This window comes from Mesorhizobium loti CJ3sym (assembly GCF_000472785.1).
Lineage (GTDB): Bacteria > Pseudomonadota > Alphaproteobacteria > Rhizobiales > Rhizobiaceae > Mesorhizobium > Mesorhizobium loti_E.
Genome location: NZ_AXAL01000012.1, coordinates 212,365 through 236,395 on the forward strand (window position 1 = coordinate 212,365; position 24,031 = coordinate 236,395).

The window sequence follows — 24,031 nt, forward strand, 5'->3', positions numbered from 1 at the left end:
GGCATGGCCTGGCTGAGCGTGGCACCGCGAATATGGTCGGCCAGCCGCAGCTGCTGGCGCAACGCCAGGCGCATGGCGGCGCGGGCGAAGCCCAGGAAAGTTGACAGTTTGTGATCGAAGCGGTGAGCCGGCTTCCCATGCCCACCTCACTCGCCGGGCTGCACACCTGGCTGCCAGGGGTACCGGGTCCGCGAGCGCAACTGCCGGCCCCAGCGACCGAGGCGGTCGACATAGATGTAGATCACCGGCGTCGTGTAGAGGGTCAGGATCTGGCTCAGGATCAGGCCGCCGACGATGGCGATGCCGAGCGGCTGGCGCAGTTCGGCACCCTCGCCAAGGCCGATGGCCAACGGCACGGCGCCGAACAGTGCTGCCATGGTCGTCATCATGATCGGACGGAAGCGCAGCAGGCACGCCTGATAGATGGCCTCATGCGCCGGCTTGCCTTCGTTGCGTTCGGCAGCCAGCGCGAAGTCGATCATCATGATCGCGTTTTTCTTGACGATGCCGATCAGGAGGATGATGCCGATCAGCGCCATGATCGAGAACTCGATGTTGAACAGGGTCAGCGCCAGCAAGGCGCCGACGCCGGCCGAGGGCAAGGTCGAGAGTATGGTCAGCGGGTGCGCGTAGCTTTCGTAGAGAATGCCGAGCACGACATAGACGGCAATCAGCGCGGCAAGGATCAGCAATGGCTGATCGGAGAGCGAGTCCTGGAAGACGCGCGCCGTGCCCTGGAAACTGCCATGGATGGTGGCCGGCATGCCGATACGGTCGGCGGCCGCGTTGATGGCCGCGACGCCGTCGCTGAGGGCTACGCCCGGCGCCAGATTGAACGACAGCGTGGTGGCGACGAACAGGCCCTGGTGGTTGACCGAAAGCGGCGTGCTGCCGGGGCCGTAATGCGCGACGGCCGACAGCGGTACCATCGTCTCTTGTCCGGTGCTGACCGCCGAACCGGTCGAAGCCGCCGTCCTGCCGGTGCTGGTGATGGAATTGTTGGCCTGGTTGCGCGCGGCGTCGGCGGCGACCGACTGAGCCGAGGTGGACTGGCCTGATACAGCGAATGTACCGGCGACCGCATTGCTCGCCTGCGAACCATGCACCGAGCCGCCCGATGTGCTGACATAGACCTTGTTCAGCGCGTCCGGATTCTGCCAGTACTGCGGCGCCACCTCCATGATGACATGATACTGGTTGCGCTGGACATAGATGGTGGAGACCTGGCGCTGTCCGAAGGCGTCGTAGAGCGTGTTGTCGATCTGGCTGGCGGTTATGCCGAGTCGCGTTGCCGTATCGCGGTCGATGGTGACGTCCGCTTCCAGGCCCTTGTTCTGCTGGTCTGAGTTGACGTCGGTGAGCCTGGGTTCCGTCTGCAGAGCGGCGGCGAGCTTTGGCGCCCATTCCGCAAGCTCGTCGAAACTGTCGCCCTGCAAGGTGTACTGGTACTGCGCGTTCGACTGCCGCCCGCCGACGCGGATATCCTGCACCGCCTGCAGGAAAAGTGTGGCGCCCGGCACCACTGCCAGCTCGGGCCGCAGCCTGGCGATGACCTGGTCGGCGGAGATCTTGCGCACGGCCAGCGGCTTCAGCGACACGAACATGAAGCCGGAATTGGTCTGGCCGCCGCCGGTGAAGCCGACCGCGGTGTCGACGGCCGGATCCTTGCTGACGATGTCGGCGAACTGGCTGAGCTTCTGCGACATCGATTGGAAGGAGGTCGCCTGGTCGGCCTGGATCGAGCCGGTCAGCCGTCCGGTATCCTGCTGCGGGAAGAAGCCTTTTGGGATGGTGACATAGAGGTAGCCATTGAGGCAAAGCGTGGCCGCCAGCACCGCCATGATCAGCAGCGGGTTGTCCAGTGCCCAGGACAGCGACCGGCGATAACCACTCAGCATGCCCTCGAAGATACTCTCGCTCAAGCGGTAGAGCCGGCCGTGTTCACGTTCTCGCTCGGGTCGCAGCAGGATCGAGCACATCATCGGGGTGGTGGTCAGCGATATGACGAGCGAGACCAGGATCGCCGCCGAGAGTGTTATGGCGAATTCGCGAAACAACCGTCCGACAATGCCGCCCATCAGCAGGATCGGGATGAAGACGGCGATCAGCGACAGGCTCATCGACAGCACGGTGAAGCCGACTTCCTGGGAGCCCTTGATCGCCGCCTCCATGCGGCCCATGCCGGAAGCGGTGTGACGGGCGATGTTTTCGAGCACGACGATGGCGTCGTCGACGACGAAGCCGGTGGCCACCGTCATCGCCATCAGCGACAGATTGTCTATGCTGAAGCCCATCAGGTACATGGCGCCCAGCGTGCCGACCAGGGATACGGGCACCGCCACGATCGGCACCAGCGCCGAGCGCACGTCGCGCAGGAAGGCGAAGACGACGAGGATCACCAGGCCGATGGCGATCATCAGCGTCTGCGCGACCTCGCTCAGCGAGGCGCGGATGGTGGTCGAGCGGTCGACCGCCAACGACAGGTCGATGGCCGGCGAGATTGAGGCGCGCAACGTCGGCAACAGCGCCTTCACCCGGTCCACCGTCGCGATGATGTTGGCGTTGGGCGACCGGTTGAGGATGATCAGCACGCCCGGCTTGCCGTTGGCGAGACCGGCATTGCGGATGTTCTCGACGGAATCGTTGACCTGGCCGACATCGGAAAGCCTGACCGGCGCGCCGTTGCGGTAGGCAACGATCAGCGAGCGGTAGGCGTCGGCCTGGTTGGCCTGGTCGTTGGCGTAGATCTGATAACGCTGCTGGCCGACGTCGATGGCGCCCTTGGGGCTGTGGGCGTTGGCCGAGGCAAGGGCGGCACGCACATCCTCCAGGCCGATGCCGTAATCATAGAGCACCTGCGGGTTGAGCTCGACGCGCACCGCCGGCAGCGAGCTGCCGCCCACCGACACCTCGCCAATGCCGTCGACCTGCGAGAGTTTCTGCGCCAGAACAGTGCTGGCTTCATCGAAGAGCTGGCCCTTGGACAAAGTGTCCGATGTCATCGACAGGATGAGGATCGGGGCGTCGGCGGGATTGACCTTGCGATAGGTCGGGTTGGAGCGAAGGCTTGACGGCAGATCGGCACGCGCGGCGTTGATCGCTGCCTGGACATCACGCGCGGCGCCGTCGATGTCGCGGTCGAGGCCAAACTGCAAGGTGATGCGCGCGCTGCCGACGCTGCTCGATGAGGTCATCTCGTTGACATCGGCGATTTCGCCGAGATGCCGCTCGAGCGGGCTGGCGACGGTGTTTGCCACCACCTGGGGGCTCGCACCAGGAAGCGAGGCCGACACCGAGATGACGGGGTAGTCGACCGCCGGCAGCGGCGCCACCGGCAATTGCGGAAACGCCACCAGTCCGGCAGCCAGCAGACCGATGGTCAGCAGCGTCGTCGCCACCGGCCGCCGGATGAAGGGAACCGACAGGTTCATGGCCTGGCGTCCGCGCCATGTCCGTGGGGAAGATCGGGGGCACGGGGCAGGTTGGGCTCAACGCCTCGCAGGCGGGCGGCAATGCGGTCGAACCAGAGATAGATGACCGGCGTGGTGAACAGCGTCAGCAACTGGCTGAGCAGCAAGCCGCCGACGATGGAGACGCCCAGGGGATGGCGCAGTTCCGAGCCGACGCCGGTGCCCAGCATCAGCGGCAGCGCGCCCAGCATCGCCGCCAGCGTCGTCATCAGGATCGGGCGGAAGCGTAGCAGGCAGGCCTGGTAGATCGCCTCGCGCGGTGTCTTGCCTTCATGGCGCTGCGCGTCGAGCGCGAAGTCGATCATCATGATGGCGTTCTTCTTGACCACGCCGATCAACAGGATGATGCCGATGATCGAGATGATGGTCAGATCCTGGCCGGCGATCATCAGCGCCAACAGCGCGCCGATGCCGGCCGAGGGCAGCGTCGACAGGATGGTGATCGGGTGAATGAAGCTTTCGTAGAGCACGCCGAGCACGATATAGACCGTCACCACCGCCGCCAGGATTAGGAACAGAGTGTTGTCGAGCGAGGCCTGGAAGGCGCGCGCGGCACCCTGGAAGCTGGTGATGATGCTGAGCGGCATGCCGATGTCGGCCTGCGCCTTGTCGATCGCGGTGACCGCTTCGCCCAGCGACGCGCCGGACGCCAGGTTGAACGAGACGGTGGTGGCCGGGAATTGACCCATATGGGTGATCTGCAGCGGCGTGGTGGCGATATGGGTGGTTGCCACCACCGACAGCGGCACCGGCGCACCGCCCGTCGATGACGGCAGGTAGACCGAGGAGAGCGCCTTGAGCGAATCCTGCTCGGACGGGGCGGCCTCGAGAATGACGCGGTACTGGCTTGATGTGGTGTAGATGGTCGAGACCATGCGCTGGCCGAAAGCATCGTAGAGCGCGTTGTCGACGGTCGCCGGTGTGATGCCGAAGCGGGCGGCCTGGTCGCGGTCGATGTCGACGAAGACGGCAAGGCCGCTGTTCGACAGGTCGCTGGCGACATCGGCGAGCTGCGGCAGCGTGTTCAGCTTTGCGAGCAGCTTCGGCGTCCATTCTCCCAGTTCGTCGGCATTGGCGTCCTGGAGCACGAATTGGTACTGAGTGCGGCTGACCTGGCCGTCGATGGTCAGGTCCTGAATCGGCTGCAGGTAGAGCGTGACACCGGCCACCGAAGCGGCTTCCTGTTTCAGGCGCGCGATGACCTGCGTGATATCGGCGGTGCGCTGTTCATGCGGCTTGAGGTTGATCAGGATGCGGCCGACATTCATCGTGGTGTTGGTGCCGTCGACGCCGATGAAGGACGACAGGCTGTCGACATCGGGATCCCTGAGGATGATGGCGGCCAGCTGCTGCTGGCGCTCAGCCATGGCGGCATAGGAGATCGACTGCGGCGCCTCTGATATGGCCTGGATGACGCCGGTGTCCTGCACCGGGAAGAACCCCTTGGGGATGACCACGTAGAGCGCCGCCGTCAGCACCAGCGTCGCCGCCGCCACCACCAGCATCAGCGTCTGCCGGTCTAGCACCCAGGTCAGCGCCCGGCCGTAACCCCGGATCACCCAGTCGAAGAAGTCGCGGCTGGCGCGCTGCAAGGCGTTTTCGCGCACCGCCGCCACCGGCTTGAGCAGCTTGGCGCAGGCCATCGGCACCAGCGTCAGCGACACCACGGCCGAGATCAGGATGGTGGTGGCGAGCGTGATGGAGAATTCGCGGAACAGCCTGCCGACGACATCGCCCATGAACAGAAGCGGGATCAGCACCGCGATCAGCGACACGGTCAGCGAGATGATGGTGAAGCCGATCTGTTGCGAGCCCTTCAGCGCCGCCTGCAGTGGCGTGGCACCCTCCTCGACATAGCGCGCGACGTTCTCGATGACGACGATGGCATCATCGACGACGAAGCCGGTGGCGATGGTCAGCGCCATCAGCGACAGATTGTCGAGGCTGAAGCCGAACAGGTACATGACGCCCAGCGTGCCGACCAGCGACAGGGGAACCGAAAGGCTAGGGATCAGCGTGGCGCGCGCGCTGCGCAGGAAGACGAAAATCACAAGCACGACCAGGATGATCGACAGCGTCAGCTCATATTCGACGTCGCGCACCGAGGCTCGGATGGTCGTGGTGCGATCGGTCAAAACTTTCACGTCGACGGCGTTCGGCAGCGAGGCCTGGAGCTGCGGCAGCAGTGCCTTGATGCGATCGACGACGTCGATGACGTTGGCGCCGGGCTGGCGCTGGATGTTGAGGATGATTGCCGGCGTGCTGTTCATCCAGGCGGCGAGCCGGTTGTTCTCGGTGGCGTCGACCACATCGGCCACATCGCTTAAGCGCACCGGCGCGCCGTCCTTGTAGGAGACGATCAGCGAACGGTACTCGTCGGCGCTCTTCAACTGGTCGTTGGCGTTGATGGTATAGGCGCGTGACGGTCCGTCGAAATTGCCCTTCGGCGTGTTGACATTGGCGCTGCCCAAAGTGGTGCGCAGATCGTCGAGGTTGAGACCGTAGGCGGCGAGCTTGCGCGGATCGGCCTGGACGCGAACAGCAGGCCGCTGGCCGCCGCTGAGGCTGACCAGGCCGACGCCGGGCAACTGCGATATCTTTTGCGCCAGCCTAGTGTCGGCAAGCTGCTGCACATCGCGCAGTGGCATCGTCGCCGAGGTCAGGCCCAGCGTCAGCACCGGCGCGTCGGCCGGATTGACCTTGGCGTAGATCGGCGGCGCCGGCAGGTCGGCCGGCAAAAGATTGCCGGCGGCGTTGATGGCGGCCTGCACCTCCTGTTCGGCGACATCGAGCGAGATCGCCAGGCTGAACTGCAGCGTGATGACCGAGGACCCGGCCGAACTCACCGAGTTCATCTGGTTGAGGTTGGCGATCTGGCCGAGCTGGACTTCCAGCGGTGCGGTGACCGAGGACGTCATGACATCAGGGCTGGCGCCGGGATAGAAGGTCTGCACCTGGATGGTGGGATAGTCGACCTCGGGCAGCGCCGAGACCGGCAAATAGCGGTAGGCCAGCAGGCCAGACAGCATGATGGCGACCATGAACAGCGATGTCGCCACCGGTCGCAGGATGAAGGCTCGCGACGGGCTCATTGCTGCTGCCCGGACTCCGCGTGACGGTGCTTGTGGCCCTGATGCTTGTGTGCCGTGCCATCCGGCGCCTGTCCGTCTGACGTCTCCCCACTTGACGTCTGCCCATTTGGCGTCTGTCCATCCGATGGCGCTGCTGCCTGGGGTGAGGTCTGGGCTGATGTCTGTGCCGGCCCTGTGGCCTGGTTCGCCGCTGGGGTTGGCGCCGTCGCCTGAGGCTGTGCCGGAGCCTGGCCGTCCTGCTGAAGGTTGATATGGGCACCGTCACGGAGCTTGTCGGCGCCGTCGACGACGACGCGGTCGCCGGGGTTCAGGCCGGCGAGGATCTCGACACGCTCGCCATTGGTGACGCCCAGCGTGATCTTGCGCACGGAGACGGTGCTGTCTGGGTTGACCAGGTAGACGAAGGTGCCGGGCAGGCCGCGCTGGATCGCGGCGATCGGGGCGATCGCCACGTCCTTGTGCTCGTCGACCAGCAGCGCGACGTTGACGAACTGGTTGGGATAGAGGACGCGTGTTTCGTTGGCAAAGCTCGCTCGCAGCTTGATCGTGCCGGTGCTTGGGTCGATCTGACTGTCGAAGGTCTCGAGCTTGCCGTCGGCAAGCTTCTTGGCGCCAGCGCGGTCGAAGGCGGATGTGGGCAGCGTGGCGCCCTGCTGCATGCGTTGCGCGATTGTCGGCAATTCATCTTCGGGCACGGTGAACAGCACGCTGATCGGCTGCACCTGGGTGATGATGACGATGCCGTTGGCGTCGCCAGGGGTGACATAGTTGCCCTGGTCGACCTGGCGCAGGCCGGCGCGTCCGTCGACTGGAGAGAGGATGCGGCAATAGTCGAGATTGAGAGTGGCGGTCTGTATCATCGCCTGGTCGACCTGAACCGAGCCCTGGTCCTGCGCGACAAGGGCGACCTGCGCGTCAAGGGTCTGGGGCGTCGCCGCACCTTGGGCCACCAGCTTCTGGTCGCGAACGAGGTCGAGCCCAGCATCCTTGAGCATAGCCTGGTCACGCACCAGCTGGCCCTGGGCCTGGGCCAGCGCTGCCTGGAAGGGGCGGGGATCGATCTCAGCCAGCAGGTCGCCCTTCTTGACGTCCTGGCCCTCCTTGAAATTCACCTGGATGAGCGGGCCGGTGACTTGCGACTTGACGGTGACGGTGGAGAGCGAGGTCACCGTGCCGAGAGCGTTGAGGGTGACGTCTATCGTGCCCTTTTCGATGGCTGCGGCGCCGATCGTCGTCGGCTGCGCGCCGCGCCGGCCGCCGGGCTGCCTGGCCTCGACATGCGGACGCTGATAGAGATAGGCGCCAGTGGCGGCGACAATGGCAATGAAGATCAGCCACGGGATCCAGCCACGCGAACGGCGTGGCGTGACGGTCGTGTGCAGGGGCATTTCCAGTTGCTGGTCCATGGCGGCATCTCTCACCCCTGGCGCAACCAATATGACCGAACCCTGACGAAGTCGAATTAACAGTTGGACAGGTTTGGCGCGGTGTCGCGGACTGGTTAATCGCCCCGGATGCCGCTTACTCGGCGGCCTGAACCCGGTTTGCCTCGATGATCGCGCGGATCTCGGACCGGCAGGAACCGCAATTGGTGCCGGCCTTCAGCGCGTTGCCGATGGCTTCGACGGTCGTGCAGCCGGCCGCCACCGCGGCCACGATCTGGTTGACCCCGACGTTGAAGCAGGAACAGACGGTGGCACCGGCATCGGGCCGTTCGGCGCCGGCGCGGCCGGCGACGATCCTGAAGCGCTCGCGCTGGCTGGCGTGGATCTCTTCGAGCTGTTGTGCTGCCCAGCCGCGCGACACCGCGACGGGGCCGGGTGCGATGAACAGGGCGCCAGACAATTGGTTGCCGTCGAAGGCGGCGATGCGGTGCTGGCCGGCGTCGCCGTCGTGATAGGCGAGCATTTCGGCCAGGGGCGCATCGAAGAGCGAGCCGGCGAAGGCTGTCCAGTCGGTAGTGTCGTCGGCAAAGGCAAGCTCGACCCGCCATCCGCCCCGGCATTTGGCAATCGCCCAGTAGCTTGTGTCAACCAGTCCCGGCTTCTCTCGCATCACGGCGAAACCAAAGGCCTTTGCGGCGAATCTTTCGATGCGAGCCGCAACATGTTTCAATGCAGGCTGGCCGGAGACTGGATCGGTCAGCGGCGTGGTCAGCGCGTCGAGCCGGCCTTTTGCCGCGAACTGGTCGGTCCAGTGCATTGGCGCGAAGACACTGCCTTGGCGTTGACGCGGCGTGATCAGGGCGCGGACCAGCACGTCGCCGCGCGGGCTGGAGATGCACACGATGTCGGCGTCGCCGATGCCGTGCTGCCGCGCGTCCACCGGGTGGATTTCGACGAAGGGCTCGGCGATGTGCTGGGACAGGCGCGGGCTTTTGCCGGTGCGCGTCATGGTGTGCCAGTGGTCGCGGATCCGGCCGGTGTTGAGGATGAGCGGGAAATCGGGGCTGGTGCGGGTTTCCGTGGTGGCGCGGATGGCGATGAAGCGGGCTTTGCCGTCGGGGGTGTAGAAATTGCCGTCGGCGAAGAAGCGAACAGGTTGGCGCCCAGTCGCGCCTCCTCCTGGCCTCGGCGCTGGCCATTGGAATGGTTCAAGGGATGCGTAGCTTTCGGCATCGACCCCAGCATAAAACCCAATATCGAAATCCCGCGCGCCATCATTCTCAAACCCAGACAGCGCCGCGTGCTCGCCAAAAATCTCGGCTGGCGTCTCATGCGCAAACGCCTCGCCAAAACCCATCCGCCGCGCTACTTCGGCAATGATCCACCAGTCGGGTCGCGCCTCGCCGGGTGCCGTCAAAAACGACCGCTGGCGCGAGATGCGGCGCTCGGAATTGGTGACGGTGCCATCCTTCTCACCCCAGGCGGCGGCGGGCAGGCGGACATGGGCGTGGCGCACGGTGTCCGTTCTGGCAAGCACATCCGACACGACGACGAACGGACAAGATTTGATTGCCGTTTCGACGGCATCGGCATCCGGCATCGAATCGACCGGGTTGGTGGCCATGATCCATAGCGCCTTGATGCGCCCGTCGGCCACGGCTTGAAACATCTCGACCGCCTTCAGACCGGGTTTTTCGGCGACCGCAGACGCATTCCAGAAGCGCCGCACACGGTCACGGTGCACGGGGTTTTCGATCTCCATATGGGCGGCGAGCATGTTGGCCATGCCGCCGACCTCGCGGCCACCCATGGCGTTGGGCTGGCCGGTCACCGAGAATGGCCCTGCGCCTGGCTTGCCGATGCGGCCGGTGGCGAGATGGCAGTTGATGATGGCGTTGACCTTGTCGGTGCCGGACGACGACTGGTTCACGCCCTGGCTGTAGACCGTCACCGTCTTCGCGGTCGCGGCAAACAGGCTGTAGAAACGGACAAGCTCGTCTTCGCCGAGGCCCGTGGCCGCGGCAACGCCGGCAAGATCGAGGGCCGAGGCGGCGAAAAGCGCTTGCCCGAAACCGGTCGTGTGCGCGGTGATATAGGCACGGTCGAGCGCGTTGTGCCGGCCAAGCCAGGCGAGCAGACCGGTGAACAGGGCGTCGTCGCCATCCGGCGCGATCGCCAGATGCATGTCGGCGATATCTGCGGTCATGGTGCGACGTGGATCGACCAGCACGATCTTCATCTCCGGGCGCTTTTCCCGGGCAGCCGCGATGCGTTGGTAGAGCACTGGGTGGCACCAGGCGAGGTTGGAGCCGACCAGCACGATGAGTTCGGCGAGTTCCAAGTCGTCGTAAGTGCCCGGCACCGTGTCGGAGCCGAAGGCGCGGCGGTGCCCGGCAACCGACGAGGCCATGCAGAGGCGCGAATTGGTGTCGATGTTGGCCGAGCCGACAAAGCCCTTCATCAGCTTGTTGGCGAGGTAATAATCCTCGGTCAGCAACTGGCCGGAGACATAGAAGGCGACCGCGTCCGGGCCATGCTCGGCAACGGTTCTTGAAAAGGTCGAGGCGACGAGGTCGAGCGCCTCGTCCCAGTCAGTACGACGACCGTGGATCTCCGGATGGAGCAGCCTGCCGTCGAGATCGATGGTCTCGGCCAGTGCCGACCCCTTGGAGCAGAGCCGGCCGAAATTCGCCGGATGATCGGGGTCGCCACGGACGGTGACTTGCCCGTCCGCGGCGACCTTCGCCAGCACGCCGCAGCCCACCCCACAATAGGGGCAAGTGGTCCTCACCTCGCGTGCCTCGTCAATCTCCATCTGTTCAGGCGGCGCGGCTGGCCAGCGCTTCCAGCGCCAGGAACAGGCGCTCGCCCTCGACCTTGACCGGTATGGTGCGCACCACGCCCTCGTCGGCGCCGAGCGCCTTGCCTGTCTCCAGCGAGATCACCCAATTGTGCAAGGGACAGGTCACCGCCGTGCCATGCACGATGCCCTGGCTGAGCGGCCCGCCTTTGTGTGGGCAATGATCGTCGATGGCATAGACCTGATCGTCCTGGGTGCGGAAGACGGCCACCTTGCCTTGCGGCGTGGTGACACAGCGCGCGCCACGGCGGGGGATGTCGGAGAGGGCGCCGATGGCGATCCAGTTCATGTGGGCACCCGTGCTTCTGCTTGATAGAAATGCGCCCAGGCACCCCCCTCTGTCCTGCCGGACATCTCCCCCGCAAGGGGGGAGATTGGCAGCTTCGCGGACGGCGCCCATCTTGCCAGGTTGGAGATTGGCGAAAGCCAGGATGACATCCGATCTCCCTCCTTGCGGGGGAGATGGCCGGCAGGCGAGAGGGGGGTGCCTCGCGCTGACATTTCCATCACTCCGCCGCCTGCGCAAACCCGACGGAAGCCATCGGCTGGAATTCGTGCTTGTCCTTGCCGGAGACACGTTCCGACCATGGATCGACCTGGGCGAATTTCTGGGAGAAAACAAAGCGCTCGTAATAGGCCTTGCGCTTTTCGCCATCTTCCATGATCTGGCGCTTGATCTCGGGGATGCCGATGCGCTTGGCCCATTTGTAGATGCGTTCGAGGTAGCGGCCCTGCTCGCGGTACATCTGCGTCAGCGCCACGATATGCTCCAGCGCCTCGTCCTCGGTCCTGACCAGGCCGAGCACTTCGGTACCCTTGATGTCGAGGCCGGCGGCGCCGGCGAAATGGATCTCGTAGCCGCTGTCGACGCAGATGACGCCGACATCCTTGCAGGTCGCCTCGGCGCAGTTCCTCGGGCAGCCCGATACCGCCATCTTGACCTTGGCCGGGGTCCACGAGCCCCACATGAATTTCTCGATGCGGACGCCAAACCCCGTCGAATCCTGCGTGCCGAAGCGGCACCAGTCAGAGCCGACGCAGGTCTTCACCGTGCGCAGGCCCTTGGCATAGGCATGGCCGGAAACGAAGCCGGCCTGGCCGAGATCGGCCCACACCGCCGGCAGGTCCTCCTTGCGGATGCCGAGCATGTCGATGCGCTGGCCGCCGGTGACCTTGACCATCGGGATTTCGAACTTGTCGACGACGTCGGCGATGGCGCGCAGTTCGGCGGCATTGGTCACCCCGCCCCACATGCGCGGCACCACCGAATAGGTGCCGTCCTTCTGGATGTTGGCGTGGACACGCTCATTGATGAAGCGCGACTGGTAGTCGTCGGCATAGCCATCCGGCCAGTCGCAGACGAGGTAATAGTTGAGCGCCGGCCGGCATTTGGCGCAGCCGCAGGAGGTCGTCCATTCCAGCTCCTGCATGACGGAGGGAATGGTCTTCAGCCGCTTGGCGATGATCAGCCGGCGCACCTCGTCATGGCCGAGCGTCGTGCAGCCGCACATCGGCTGGACGGCGGCCGGATTGTATTTGTCGCCGATGGACATCACCATTAGCTTCTCGACCAGCCCGGTGCAGGAACCGCAGGAGGCCGAGGCCTTGGTGTGGGCGCGCACATCGTCGAGCGAGGTAAGTCCCTTGGCCGCGATCGCACCCGTGATCTTGCCCTTGCAGACGCCGTTGCAGCCGCAGATTTCCGCATCATCCGGCAAGGCTGCAACGGCCGCCATAGGGTCCAGCGGGGCACCCCCCTGGTAGGACTGACCGAAGATCAACGTATCGCGCATCTGCGATATGTCGGTCTGCTTCTTCTTCAGATCGTTGAACCAGGCGCCGTCCGCCGTCTCGCCATAGAGCACGGTGCCGATGATGCGGTCGTCCTTCAGAACCAGGCGCTTGTAGACGCCGGCCGAGGCATCGCGCAGCACGATCTCCTGGCGGTCCTCGCCCTCGGCAAAGTCGCCAAGCGAGAACAGGTCGATGCCGGTGACCTTGAGCTTGGTCGGTGTGTCCATATGGGCGAACGCGGCTGCTTCGTTGCCTGCCAGCTGGCTGGCGGCAACGCGCGCCATTTCGTAGAGCGGCGCCACCAGCCCGTAGACCATGCCGTTGACCTCGGCGCACTCGCCGAGCGCGTAGATGCCGGGGTCGTTGCTGCGCATGCCGGCGTCGACGACGATGCCTCTGTTAACGGCGATGCCGGCCTCCTTGGCCAGAGCGGCGTTCGGCCGGATGCCAACCGCCATGACAACGAGCGTCGCTGGAATGATGGTGCCGTCGGCAAGCTCGACCTGCTCGACCTTGCCATTGCCTGATATCGCCTTTGTGTTGGCCTTGGTGATGACCTTGATGCCGCGCTCCTCGATGGCGCGCTGCAGGAGATAGCCAGCGGCCGGGTCAAGCTGACGCTCCATCAAGGTTGGATTGACGTGCAGCACGGTGACCTCCATGCCTTGCAGGTTCAAGCCGGCCGCGGCCTCGAGACCCAGCAGGCCGCCGCCGATGACCACTGCCTTGGCTCTGGACTGCGCGGCGAGCATCATCGCCTGTACGTCGTCGAGATCGCGATAGGTGAGCACGCCCGGCAGATCATGGCCGGGCACCGGAATGATGAACGGCACCGAGCCGGTGGCGATGACGAGCTTGTCATAGGGCTCGGTGACGCCGTGATCGGAGGTGACCGTCCTGGCCGTCCGGTCGATGGCTGTTATCTTGTGGCCCTTGTAGAGCGTGATGTTGTTGGCGATGTACCAGCCATCGCCATGGATGATGATCTCCTCATACGCCTTTTCGCCCGACAACACCGGCGACAGCATGATGCGGTCGTAATTGACGCGCGGTTCGGCGTTGAAGATGGTGACGGCGTAGCGGCCCGGCGCCTGCTCCAGAAGGTGCTCCAGCATGCGCCCGGGCGCCATGCCGTTGCCGATGATGACAAGTCTTTCGCTCATGGCGTTACTCCGCGGCTTCAACGAAGCGGTGGCGCTCGTAGAGGAACTTCAGCACCGCCTCGCGGCAGCGCAGGAAGGTCCGGTCGGAAGAGAGCTCGACGCGGCGGCGCGGCCGCGCCAGCGGCACGGCAAGCACCTCGCCGATGGTCGCTGCCGGGCCGTTGGTCATCATGACGATGCGGTCGGAGAGCAGCACCGCCTCGTCGACATCATGGGTGATCATGATCGTCGTCGAGCCGAGCCTGGAATGGATATCCATAACCGCGTCCTGCAGATGAGCGCGCGTCAGCGCATCGAGCGCGCCGAACGGCTCATCGAGCAGCAGGATCTTCGGCTCCATGGCGAGCGCCCGGGCAATGCCGACGCGCTGCTTCATGCCGCCGGATATCTCAGCCGGGCGCTTGTCCCGGGCGTGCGCCATCTGCACGAGGTCGAGATTGCGCATGATCCAGTCATGCCGCTCGGCTTTGCTCTTCGTGCGGCCGAAGACTTTCGACACCGCCAGGTTGATGTTTTCGTAGACGGTCAACCAAGGCAGCAGGCTGTGGTTCTGGAACACCACGGCGCGTTCGGGGCCGGGGCTGTCGACTTCCTTGTCCTCGAGCAGCACGGCGCCGGCGGACACTTTGGTCAGTCCGGCGATCAGGTTGAGCAAAGTCGACTTGCCGCAGCCGGAATGGCCGATGATGGAGACGAATTCGCCCTTGTCGATGGTCAGCCTGATGTCCTTCAACACCTCGCTGACCTGGCTGCCACGGGCAAAGGATTTGTCGATATGGTCGAGTTTCAGATAGGCCGTCATGGCGCTTTCCTCACTTTGCCGTTGCGCCGCGGGTGACGAAGGCGCCGAGGCCAGCGACCAGGCGATCGAGGCAGAAGCCGGTGACGCCGATATAGGCGAGCGCGACGATGATGTCGGGCAGCCGCGACGAGTTCCACGCGTCCCAGATGAAGAAGCCGATGCCGACCCCGCCGGTCAGCATTTCGGCGGCGACGATGGCGAGCCAGGACAGGCCGATGCCGATCCTCAGGCCGGTGAAGATGTAGGGCGCGGCGGCCGGCACCATGATCTTGACGAAGAATTCGAACTGGTTGAGCCGCAGGATGCGCGCGACGTTGCGGTAATCCTGCGGGATGTTGCGGACACCGACGGCGGTGTTGATGATAATAGGCCAGATCGAGGTTATGAAGATAACGAACAGTGCCGAAGGGCTGGAATCGCGGAACGCCGCCAGCGACAGCGGCAGCCATGCCAGCGGCGGCACGGTGCGCAGGATCTGGAACACCGGATCGAGGCCGCGCATCGCCCAGATCGACTGGCCGACCAGCGCGCCGAGCGCCACGCCGGCGATCGCCGCGAGGCCAAAGCCGATGGCGACGCGCTGCAGGGAGATCAGCACCCGCCAGGCGAGGCCAATATCCTGCGGGCCATTGTTGAAGAACGGATGCGCGATCAAATCATAGGCCTCGTTCCACACCTGGCTGGGCGGCGGCAGGCTTGATGTGGGCGACGAGCAGGCGACCTGCCAGACGATGAGCATCAGGGTGATAACGATAACTGGCGGCACCAGTGCGCTCGCCAGTCTGCCGGCGATCACGAGCGGATCGAAGCGGCGCCGCGCCCTGGCGGTGAAGGCGATCACTTCAGCCGGTTTGGCCGGCGTAGGAAACGCCTTCACTTTTGTGTCCTCGATAGTCTGGATCGACATGTCTGGGGAAAACTCCGTGAGGGCAGGTAGTGATGGCAAGCGGCACAGGGCACCGCTTGCGCCTGGGCTACGCCGATGCCTTGATCTTCAGGCTGTCGAGATAGGCGGATGGGTTGGCCGGATCGAAGACCTTGCCGTCGAAGAAGGTTTCCGTGCCGCGCGACGAAGAAGCCGGTATATCGGCGGCCGCAACACCAAGATCCTTGGCCGCCTCGCGCCACAGATCCTCGCGGTTGACCTGATCGACCAGCGCCTTGATGTCGGTGGTCGGCGCGAATTTGCCCCAGCGGATGTTTTCGGCGAGGAACCAACTGTCGTGGCTCTTGAACGGGTAGGAGACGCCGCCCTTCCAGAACTTCATGTAGAGATCGGTGCCAGTGGCGACGCGGCCATTGCCGTAGTTGATGTCGCCCTTGAGGCGACCGATGATGTCGGCGGCCGGCACGTTCATCCATTGCCGCTTGCCGATGATGGCGGCCATCTCGTCCTTGTTCTCCTTGGCCTCGCACCATTGCTGGGCTTCCATGACGGCCATCAGGATCGCCTTGGTGGCGTTAGGGTATTTGTCGATAAATTCGGCGCGCAGGCCGAGCGCTTTTTCTGGATGCCCCTTCCACAATTCGCCTGTCGTGGCGGCGGTGAAGCCGACGCCCTGGTGGACGAGCTGCTCGTTCCATGGCTCGCCGACGCAGAACACATCCATGTTGCCGACCTTCATGTTGGCCACCATCTGCGGCGGCGGCACGACGATGGTCGAGACGTCCTTATCGGGATCGATGCCGCCGGCGGCCAGCCAGTAGCGCAGCCAGAGATCATGCGTGCCGCCTGGGAAAGTCATGGCGGCCTTGATGTCCTTGCCCGCCGCCCTCTTGGCGGCGAAGACGTCCTTCAGCTTCGAGGCGTCGAGGCCGACACCGGTGCCGGCATATTCCTGCGCCACCGAAATGCCCTGGCAGTCGTAGTTGAGCCGCGCCACGATCGCCATCGGCATCGGCTGGTTGTTCTGCGTCACCTTGCCAGTGTGCATGAGGTAGGGCAGTGGCGTCAGTATGTGGGCGCCGTCAATGCCGTTGGCCGCGCCGCCGAGCATCAGATTGTCGCGCGTCGCGCCCCAGGATGCCTGCTTGAGCACCTCGACATCGGGCATGCCGAACTTGGCGAACAGCCCCTTCTCCTTGGCGATCATCAGTGGCGCGGCATCGGTCAGCGCGATGAAGCCGAGCTTGGCGCCGGTGACTTCAGGAGCGGCGGTGGCAGCATAGGCGCCGGAGGGGAAGAGCTTGCGGGCCGCCACGAACAGGCCTGCTGTCATAGCACTGCTGACCAGAAAATCGCGGCGCGTCATATCTCCGAACGATGTTCCCGTCCCGATCCATTTCTTCATCGTCTTCTTCATCGTCGTCTCCGGTTGAACGCGATCCGCGCCGTCGATTGTTGGCCAAAACAAAAAAGCCGCCGGCCAGGTCGTCGCGCGTCCGTACATCCGGGATCGCGTGTCGACCTGAGCGGCAGCTTTGCCTGTGGCGCCCGCCATTGGACGCCTGTTCCGTGACCCACGAAGGGCCTGCCTATTGCAAAGCAGGAACCGTGCCAGTTTTGGGAACGACGAAAAAAATAAATGGAATCATCGGTATGGGGCAGTCACGGCCGCGCCGGGCTATAGGGCGAGCAGGCCAAAGATTGTTCACGGAAGCAATCGTGCGCATAATTTTTGTGCAATGCACAAGAATGGCGCGGAAATAATCAACCCTGGATTTCGGCAGATTTCTGGCCTGCGATATAGGTATCGACCTCGTCGGGGTCGAAAATCTGGCCGTCGAAGAAACCATCTGGGCCGAGCACGAGGCCGGCGCCCGTCGCGCCGACCGGAGTTGCGGTCTTGAGAGCGCCCTCGACCTTCGAATTGGCGCCGGGAAGCGCCACACCGAGCGGCCTAAGTGCTGAGCGGTAGAGGTCGGGACGGTAGCAATCCCGGGCGACGGCGAGATTCTCTGGTGTGTGCGCTACATGCCCCCAGCGCACCATCTGCGTGTAGAACCACAGCGCATGGCTCTTCCACGGAAAGTTGGCCGCCTTGTCGAAGGGCAGGAAGAAGTCGTCGATGGTCCGTTCCGCCCCGCCGCCCAGCTGGAGATGGCCGGTCAGGATCGGCATCTGCACGGCCGGCGGCAGGCCGAGAAAGCCGGGCTGCGCCATCACCGCTGCCAATTCGCCGCGGTTGGCGGGATCCTGGCACCAGCGCGCCGAATGATGCAGCGCGCGCAGCAGTGCCGCCAGTGCCTCTGGGTTTTCGTTAGCCCAGGCCTTGCGCGCGCCAATCACCTTCTCCGGGCTGTTGCGCCATATCTGCGCCTTGACGGTGACGATATGGCCGGTGCCGGCGGCGACCGAGGCGCTGTTCCATGGCTCGCCGACGCAGTAGCCATCGATGCGCCCTGTGGCCAGAGCATCGGCCATGAAAGGCGGCGGCACGATGACGATCTCGATCTCCCGCTCTGGATCGATGCCGCAGGCGGCAAGCCAGTAGCGCAGTTCGTAATTGTGCCCTGAATGCGGGTGCGTGACCGCGAAGCGAAGTGGATCGCGGCCGGTCGCGACACGCTCGCGAATGAGCGCGAGAAGGGCAGCACCGGCGCGCGCCGGATCGAGATCGGGTTCGGCACCATGCGCTGCCATGCCGGCCCAGACGGCGTTGGAGATGGTGACGCAATTGCCGCCGAGCCCGAGCGAGAACGGCACGATCGTCTCGGAAGCGAGCGGCGTCAGCCCCAGATTGCAGGCGAGCGGCATGGGTCCCAGCATATGCGCGAGATCGAAGTGGCCGATGGCGATGCGGTCGCGGATGTTGGCCCAGGACGTCTCGCGGTGCAGCGTGAGATCGATGCCTTCGCGTGCTGCGAAGCCAAGCTCACTTGCGGCGACCAGCACGGCGCTGTCGAAGAGTGGCATGAAGCCGGCGTTGATCTGGTGCGCAGCAGTCATGCTCATTCGTCCTCCGCCGGTCCCAGCAGCCCGGCGGTAGTCACCAGACTCTGGGCGATATCGCTGATTTTGCGGTTCTGGTTCATCGCTGTCTTGCGCAGCAGCGTGTAGGCGGCCTCTTCGGAGAGGCCACGCGACTTCATCAATATGCCCTTGGCGCGGTCGATCACCTTGCGGCTCTCGAGTTCGCCGCGAACCTCTTCCAGTTCGCGCGCCATCCGCGAGAAGGCGTTGAAGCGGCTGACGGCCATGTCGAGGATCGGCTTGACGCGCTCTTGCCGAAGCCCGTCGACGACATAGGCCGACACACCTGCGTCGACCGCGGCCTCGATCGAGGCCTGGTCGGAACGGTCGACGAACATGGCGATCGGGCGCTTTACGGCTCGCGACAGCTGGAACATGTTTTCCAGCATGTCGCGGTTCGGGTTCTCGAGATCGATGACGATGACGTCAGGCTCGATCTCGGCGATACGCCGCGCGATCCCTGACACGTCATGGATGACGGTGACTTGCTGATGACCGGCCTCGCGCAGGCCGGCCTCGATGATCGAGGCGCGGATGCGATTTTCATCGATCACCAGGACGGCTAGGGAGGATCGGACCATGCCGGCATTGTGGGCAAGGCCGCGAAATTGTGCAATGCGGCATAGCCGCGTCCGTTTAAAGGGCGTGACTATGCGGCATCATCGTTCAGCGCCATGGATCGCTTCCTGTCGGAAGCGGATCATGTCGTCTTGCTGCAAAGACAGGATGCGGGTTCAGCCGCAGACGCGCACGTCCTCGACCACCTTGTGATGATGGCGCCAATGCACGACTGTCTCCATATGGCAGCGGTGATGGCGATGGTGGCGACGATACTCGCCATCATTGTTGTTATCATATTGCACGTTCTGGTCGTCGCCGTACTGGTTGTCGTTGTTCTGCCTGTGATGGCGGCGAACGACGACCTGGTCGTTGTTATCCGGTGAATACTGGTTGCTGTCGTCGGATTGAATAATCACGCTTGCGGCTTGCGTCGGCGCAATGACTGCGGCTGTGGCGGCCAATGCCACCATGGAAGCCAACAATAACTTCTTCATGTTTCGTCCTCCTGCGGTTCAATGCGTATCAACTCGCAGAAAGAATTAGCGTTCCAAAATGAATCCCGATCTTTTCAAGGCCATGCACGACAGACCAAGCCTACAGACGAACAAACGCCGTCAGCGGCAGATGGTCGGAGGCCACGCGCGAAAGCGGCGTATCATGCGCTTCCACCGCTGCGATCATTCCGTGCCGATTGGTCATGATCCGGTCGAGCGCCAGCAGCGGCAGGTTCGAGGGGAAGGTGGGGACTGCCGGCGGCTGCGGCCCGAACGTTGCGTGCAGCGTGTTGAGCGCGGAGCGGTTGCCGAGCCGCCATTCGTTGAGGTCGCCAAGCAGCAATGTCGGCTTTTCATCGGCACTGCTCATGATGTCGAGCACGACGCGGGCCTGCTGGGAGCGCGAGTGGCGCAGCAGGCCGAGATGGGCGGCGATGACGCGCAATGTCCGGTTTCCGTCGAGGTCGATCTCCGCCACCACCGCGCCGCGCGGTTCCAGGCCCGGAAGCCTGATCTGATGCACGTCACGGACAACGCCCTTCTTGAACAGCAGGACATTGCCGTGCCAGCCATGGCCTTTGCCGGTGGCTGAAATCGGCACCGGCACCAGGCCGGTTTCCCGCTCGAGGCGGGGCAGATCCAGGAGGCCGTCACGGTCGCCGAAACGATTGTCCGCCTCCTGCAGGGCGATGACATCCGGATCGATTTCACGAATGACGCGGCTGGTCCGCTCAGGATCGAACTTGCGATCGACGCCGATGCATTTGTGGACGTTGTAGGAAGCGACCAGCGTGCCGGTGGTGGCGGTCGCCTTGTGAGCGGCGGCGTTTGCCTTCTGCATCCGCCTGTCGCGGATGGACAAAAGCATGCTTGCCGAAAAGCTGCGACCGTTCATGCGCACCGCGTGCCTGCCATGCCTGCTGCTCTCACCATGCACCTCAAATAGAGTCTTAGCGCTTATGTTCCATGACCGGCATCAAACTATCTGGCAAATACGTCTCTTTGTTAAAGATAGGGCGAGCCCAGCCAAAGCACCCGGTCGAACAGCCTGGCAAGGAATGGCCGGGCGCGCAGGGCTTCGAGTGTCACCGGTATGGCGCTGGTCATCGCGGATCCGATCCGCGCCTCGATCTCGCTGGCAAAACCGGCATCGAGGACCTCCAGGTCGATCTCGAAATTCAGCCGCAGCGAGCGGGCATCAAGATTGGACGAACCGACATAGGCCCACACGCCGTCGATCGACAGCAGCTTTGAATGATCGAACGGCCCCTCGGCGCGCCAGACGCGGCAATAGTGCTTCAGCACCTGGTCGAATTGCGCCGTCATCGCCCGGTCGACAAGGAAAAGGTTGTTCACCGCCGGCACGACGATGTCGATCTCGACGCCGCGGCGTGCAGAGGTGATCAGCGCGCTGATCAACTCCCGGTCCGGCAGGAAATAGGGCGACATCAGGCGGATCGATTTGCGGGCGACGGAGAAGGCGCCGATCAGCAGCTTGTGGTTGGTTTCGTTGCTGGCATCGGGACCGGACGCGACAGCCCGCACCAGCATCGGCACGCCGGGCGAGGGCGACAAAGGCGCGATGCGCCAGGCATCGCTCTTCAGCGCCTCCTTGGTGGCAAAGCGCCAGTCTTCCGCCGCGATCGAGAACAGGTCGGCGACAACAGGGCCGGTCACCTTGAAATGCGTGTCCCTGGCGCTGTTCGAACCGGCGAACTCGGCGGAAAAACCCTTGCGGATGTTCATGCCGCCAGTGAAGGCGACGGCGCCATCGACCACCACGATCTTCCGGTGCGTCCTCAGATTGGCATAGGGCAAGCGCAGGCCCATGACGATGTTGCCGTTGAAGACGTCGGCTGGAATGTTGGCGCGGCGCAGATGCCCCAGGATGCTGGGGACGGAATAGCGGGCGCCGACGGCATCGATCAGCACGCGGACGGTGACGCCGCGCTGGACAGCGCCGGCCAGCGCTTGGACGAAAAGCAGGCCAACGGCATCATTGTCGAAAATATAGGTCTCGAGCAGGACGCTGCGTTGCGCACCATCGATCGCCGCACACATGGCAGCATAGGCCTCGTCGCCGGTCTCCAGCACGTCGATAGCATTGCCCGGGTTGAGCGTGCGCCGCGCTACGCGGTCGCCCAGTGTCCGCAGGCCGGTGAACCGCTGCCCGTAGCGCTCGATAATCAAGGCTTCCTCGGCAGCGATGTCGCGCTCATGTTTGGCGGACACCGCGTCGCCGGTAAGCGGGCGCTGTGCGGTGATGGTGGCGCGGCGGATGCGGTTGATGCCGGCAACACCATAGATCAGCACGCCAAGGATCGGCGATAGCAGCATGATGCCGACCCAGCCGGTGGCGGCGCGGACATCCTCCTTGGTCATGACGGCATGGGCAATACCAATGGTCGCCATGATCACCGAGATGATCGCTAGGATATGGGGCCAGTGAGTCGCAATAGTCTCGAACATTGCCGGGACTATCCAGCGAGCGGTTGCAGAAGGCAATGCGGCCGGTCGTTGGGCCTGTGTGATCCGGGGTCGTACTACGGGAACCATGGAACGTTGGTGAGCCGAAGGTCGTTTAGGCCCGGTGCCATCGCCATCGGAGCGTGAGACTGAGCGAGCGCACGGCGCAAATCATGGCATCCGGGATCATTTTAGGTGAGTGATCGTAGGAATTCTGGCGCCGGAGGCGTTCGCTGCAGAGCTGGGATGCGTACCATACGTTCCTGCTATCGCAAGGCTTGCGTGGCTCACTAAATGAGGGGGCCGCCGGAGTGCGGCCATTACGTGCGACAGTGGGTGAGCGACCCGAGACATAGGTGACGGAACGTACCGGACACATAGGTAACACTTTTCGCGATGCGGGAGGTGTTGATGCCGTGGATGGAGTGTTCGGTAATGGACGAACGTGTTCGTTTTGTCGGCCGTCTTCTGGATGGCGAGGCGATGAGCGATGTGTGCCGGTCTTTCGGCATTTCACGCAAGACGGGCTACAAGATATTCAATCGCTACAGGGATGAGGGCCTTGAGGCGCTCACCGACCGTTCCCGGCGGCCGGTTCGGTATGCGAACCAGCTGCCCGAGCCGATCGAGCGTTTAATCGTGACAGCCAAGAAGGACAAGCCGCACTGGGGCGCCAGGAAAATCCGCGAGCTTCTGGTGAGGAGGCTCAACGGTGATGTCCGCATTCCGGCCAAAAGCACGGTGCATGCCGTGCTCGACCGTCATGGTCTTGTCGCCCACGGCCGCCGCCGACGGCAGGGCTGCAAAGCCGAGGGCACCGAACTGTCACAGGCGGTGAAGCCTAACGATCTTTGGTGCGCCGACTTCAAGGGCGAGTTCAAGCTGGGGACCGGCCGCTATTGTTACCCTTTGACCGTCACCGACCAGGCCTCGCGCTACCTGCTCGCCTGCGAAGCCCTTGAATCGACGAAAGAAGCCCCCGTCATCGAAGCCTTCGCGCGGCTGTTTCGCGAACGCGGCCTGCCCACAGCCATCCGAAGCGACAACGGCCTGCCATTCGCCTCGCCTAACGGCCTCTACAATCTGTCCAGGCTGTCGGTCTTCTGGTTGAGATTGGGCATCGACATCGAGCGCATCAAGCCCGGTCATCCGCAGCAGAATGGACGTCATGAACGCATGCACAGAACCCTGAAAGCACAAACCACCCGGCCAGCCGGCGCAAACAGCCTCCAGCAGCAAGCTACGTTCGATGCCTTCAAAGCCGAATTCAACACCCAACGCCCCCACGAGGCACTCGCCATGAGGACACCGGCCGAACGCTATGCGCCTTCTTCAAAAGCCTATCAGGGCCTACCCGACCTCAGCTACCCCTTGCACGACCGCGACGTCATCGTCACCAATTGCGGCCGTATCTGCATGCACAGAAAGAAGATCAACATCAGCCACGTGCTGGCCGGACAAAAGCTCGGCATCAAGGAAGTCGACGACGGCATTTGGCTCGTCTCCTTCATGCGCTATGATCTCGGGTATATCGACTTGGAACAGAGAACCTTGCAGACAATCGACAATCCGTTCGGCACGAGATTGTCACCCATGTCTTAGGTACAGACTGTTACCCATGTCTCCGGGCCGTACAAGGGTTTGTAGTGGTAGCGGGAGAGCGCTACCGCCTTTCCCCCTACTCAGAAGACTTGCGGTATTTTCTACGGTGTTGGGCCTGATGGACCTGTCTTGGTGCTGCAAAGACCGGCGGGGAACGGCAAGGTCTAGCCCGAAGCAACGACGCGAACGACAGCTTCGCGCCTCAAGTCCGTCATTGAGATCGGTCTTCCATCCCCCAAAGCAGACATTCCAATCGCGCTATAGCTTGCGGCCGCGCAGTAAAATAGGCGCCACACCTAGATAGGGTCCCCAGGCTCCACGGCAGCTCAGATTGCCTGCGCCAAGAGCAGCATTTGCGCCGCAAGTTGTTTCGGCGCGATGAGAACGATTGATCGCCACAGTTCTCAAGGACGCTCCGATTTGCGCGGG

The 24,031-nt window shown here is 63.8% G+C and carries 15 protein-coding genes; 1 reads left to right on the forward strand and 14 read right to left on the reverse strand.

Translation table 11 applies throughout. The features are described from left to right. Window positions 1–146: 146 nt before the first annotated feature. The 14 genes from A3A9_RS0118605 to A3A9_RS0118670 form a co-directional block, all read right to left on the reverse strand. Window positions 147–3,431 carry an efflux RND transporter permease subunit gene (locus A3A9_RS0118605; RefSeq protein WP_027060123.1) on the reverse strand — a complete coding sequence of 1,095 codons (3,285 nt, stop codon included), beginning with the start codon at window positions 3,429–3,431 and terminating at the stop codon, window positions 147–149. After that, a complete protein-coding gene (locus A3A9_RS0118610; protein WP_027060124.1) occupies window positions 3,428–6,562 on the reverse strand; it encodes an MdtB/MuxB family multidrug efflux RND transporter permease subunit in 3,135 nt (1,044 codons plus the stop codon). The genes A3A9_RS0118605 and A3A9_RS0118610 overlap by 4 nt, the downstream gene beginning before the upstream one ends. Further along, on the reverse strand, window positions 6,559–7,968 hold the full coding sequence (locus A3A9_RS0118615) for an MdtA/MuxA family multidrug efflux RND transporter periplasmic adaptor subunit (protein ID WP_027060125.1): 1,410 nt from the start codon (window positions 7,966–7,968) through the stop codon (window positions 6,559–6,561). The genes A3A9_RS0118610 and A3A9_RS0118615 overlap by 4 nt, the downstream gene beginning before the upstream one ends. Window positions 7,969–8,083: 115 nt before the next feature. Continuing rightward, window positions 8,084–10,762: a nitrate reductase gene (locus A3A9_RS0118620; RefSeq protein WP_027060126.1), complete on the reverse strand. Its 2,679-nt coding sequence runs from the start codon at window positions 10,760–10,762 to the stop codon at window positions 8,084–8,086. 4 nt (window positions 10,763–10,766) lie between these two features. Beyond that, window positions 10,767–11,096, reverse strand: coding sequence for a nitrite reductase small subunit NirD (gene nirD / locus A3A9_RS0118625; RefSeq protein ID WP_027060127.1), 330 nt, complete (start codon window positions 11,094–11,096; stop codon window positions 10,767–10,769). Between the two features lie 217 nt (window positions 11,097–11,313). After that, complete coding sequence (gene nirB, locus A3A9_RS0118630; protein ID WP_027060128.1) at window positions 11,314–13,764, reverse strand: nitrite reductase large subunit NirB; 2,451 nt, start codon at window positions 13,762–13,764, stop codon at window positions 11,314–11,316. A gap of 4 nt (window positions 13,765–13,768) precedes the next feature. Next, complete coding sequence (locus tag A3A9_RS0118635; RefSeq protein ID WP_027060129.1) at window positions 13,769–14,566, reverse strand: ABC transporter ATP-binding protein; 798 nt, start codon at window positions 14,564–14,566, stop codon at window positions 13,769–13,771. A gap of 10 nt (window positions 14,567–14,576) precedes the next feature. Then, complete coding sequence (ntrB, locus tag A3A9_RS0118640) at window positions 14,577–15,473, reverse strand: nitrate ABC transporter permease (RefSeq protein ID WP_027060130.1); 897 nt, start codon at window positions 15,471–15,473, stop codon at window positions 14,577–14,579. A gap of 67 nt (window positions 15,474–15,540) precedes the next feature. Further along, window positions 15,541–16,857: a CmpA/NrtA family ABC transporter substrate-binding protein gene (locus A3A9_RS0118645; RefSeq protein WP_027060131.1), complete on the reverse strand. Its 1,317-nt coding sequence runs from the start codon at window positions 16,855–16,857 to the stop codon at window positions 15,541–15,543. A gap of 359 nt (window positions 16,858–17,216) precedes the next feature. After that, window positions 17,217–18,455: a CmpA/NrtA family ABC transporter substrate-binding protein gene (locus tag A3A9_RS0118650; RefSeq protein WP_027060132.1), complete on the reverse strand. Its 1,239-nt coding sequence runs from the start codon at window positions 18,453–18,455 to the stop codon at window positions 17,217–17,219. Between the two features lie 2 nt (window positions 18,456–18,457). Beyond that, the gene (locus A3A9_RS0118655) at window positions 18,458–19,060 is read right to left on the reverse strand and encodes an ANTAR domain-containing response regulator (RefSeq protein ID WP_027060133.1); all 603 of its coding nucleotides are present in this window, start codon (window positions 19,058–19,060) and stop codon (window positions 18,458–18,460) included. 153 nt (window positions 19,061–19,213) lie between these two features. Further along, window positions 19,214–19,534 carry a hypothetical protein gene (locus A3A9_RS42725; protein WP_082222139.1) on the reverse strand — a complete coding sequence of 107 codons (321 nt, stop codon included), beginning with the start codon at window positions 19,532–19,534 and terminating at the stop codon, window positions 19,214–19,216. Window positions 19,535–19,634: 100 nt separating this feature from the next. Continuing rightward, a complete protein-coding gene (locus A3A9_RS0118665; RefSeq protein ID WP_027060135.1) occupies window positions 19,635–20,435 on the reverse strand; it encodes an endonuclease/exonuclease/phosphatase family protein in 801 nt (266 codons plus the stop codon). Window positions 20,436–20,539: 104 nt separating this feature from the next. Then, complete coding sequence (locus A3A9_RS0118670) at window positions 20,540–22,003, reverse strand: phospholipase D-like domain-containing protein (RefSeq protein WP_027060136.1); 1,464 nt, start codon at window positions 22,001–22,003, stop codon at window positions 20,540–20,542. 408 nt (window positions 22,004–22,411) lie between these two features. On the opposite strand from A3A9_RS0118670, the gene A3A9_RS0118675 reads away from it, so the two are divergent. Continuing rightward, the gene (locus tag A3A9_RS0118675; RefSeq protein ID WP_027060137.1) at window positions 22,412–23,602 is read left to right on the forward strand and encodes an IS481 family transposase; all 1,191 of its coding nucleotides are present in this window, start codon (window positions 22,412–22,414) and stop codon (window positions 23,600–23,602) included. The last annotated feature ends 429 nt before the right edge of the window (window positions 23,603–24,031 follow it).

Excerpts from the sequence above, each read along its gene's own strand:
- A3A9_RS0118650 (WP_027060132.1), bottom strand. The coding sequence starts at position 18,455 with ATGACTGCTGCGCACCAGATCAACGCCGGCTTCATGCCACTCTTCGAC.
- nirD (WP_027060127.1), bottom strand. The coding sequence starts at position 11,096 with ATGAACTGGATCGCCATCGGCGCCCTCTCCGACATCCCCCGCCGTGGC.
- nirB (WP_027060128.1), bottom strand. The coding sequence starts at position 13,764 with ATGAGCGAAAGACTTGTCATCATCGGCAACGGCATGGCGCCCGGGCGC.
- A3A9_RS0118635 (WP_027060129.1), bottom strand. The coding sequence starts at position 14,566 with ATGACGGCCTATCTGAAACTCGACCATATCGACAAATCCTTTGCCCGT.
- A3A9_RS0118675 (WP_027060137.1), top strand. The coding sequence starts at position 22,412 with ATGCCGTGGATGGAGTGTTCGGTAATGGACGAACGTGTTCGTTTTGTC.
- A3A9_RS0118605 (WP_027060123.1), bottom strand. The coding sequence starts at position 3,431 with ATGAACCTGTCGGTTCCCTTCATCCGGCGGCCGGTGGCGACGACGCTG.
- A3A9_RS42725 (WP_082222139.1), bottom strand. The coding sequence starts at position 19,534 with ATGAAGAAGTTATTGTTGGCTTCCATGGTGGCATTGGCCGCCACAGCC.
- A3A9_RS0118655 (WP_027060133.1), bottom strand. The coding sequence starts at position 19,060 with ATGGTCCGATCCTCCCTAGCCGTCCTGGTGATCGATGAAAATCGCATC.
- ntrB (WP_027060130.1), bottom strand. The coding sequence starts at position 15,473 with ATGTCGATCCAGACTATCGAGGACACAAAAGTGAAGGCGTTTCCTACG.
- A3A9_RS0118610 (WP_027060124.1), bottom strand. The coding sequence starts at position 6,562 with ATGAGCCCGTCGCGAGCCTTCATCCTGCGACCGGTGGCGACATCGCTG.
- A3A9_RS0118615 (WP_027060125.1), bottom strand. The coding sequence starts at position 7,968 with ATGGACCAGCAACTGGAAATGCCCCTGCACACGACCGTCACGCCACGC.
- A3A9_RS0118670 (WP_027060136.1), bottom strand. The coding sequence starts at position 22,003 with ATGTTCGAGACTATTGCGACTCACTGGCCCCATATCCTAGCGATCATC.
- A3A9_RS0118645 (WP_027060131.1), bottom strand. The coding sequence starts at position 16,857 with ATGAAGAAATGGATCGGGACGGGAACATCGTTCGGAGATATGACGCGC.
- A3A9_RS0118620 (WP_027060126.1), bottom strand. The coding sequence starts at position 10,762 with ATGGAGATTGACGAGGCACGCGAGGTGAGGACCACTTGCCCCTATTGT.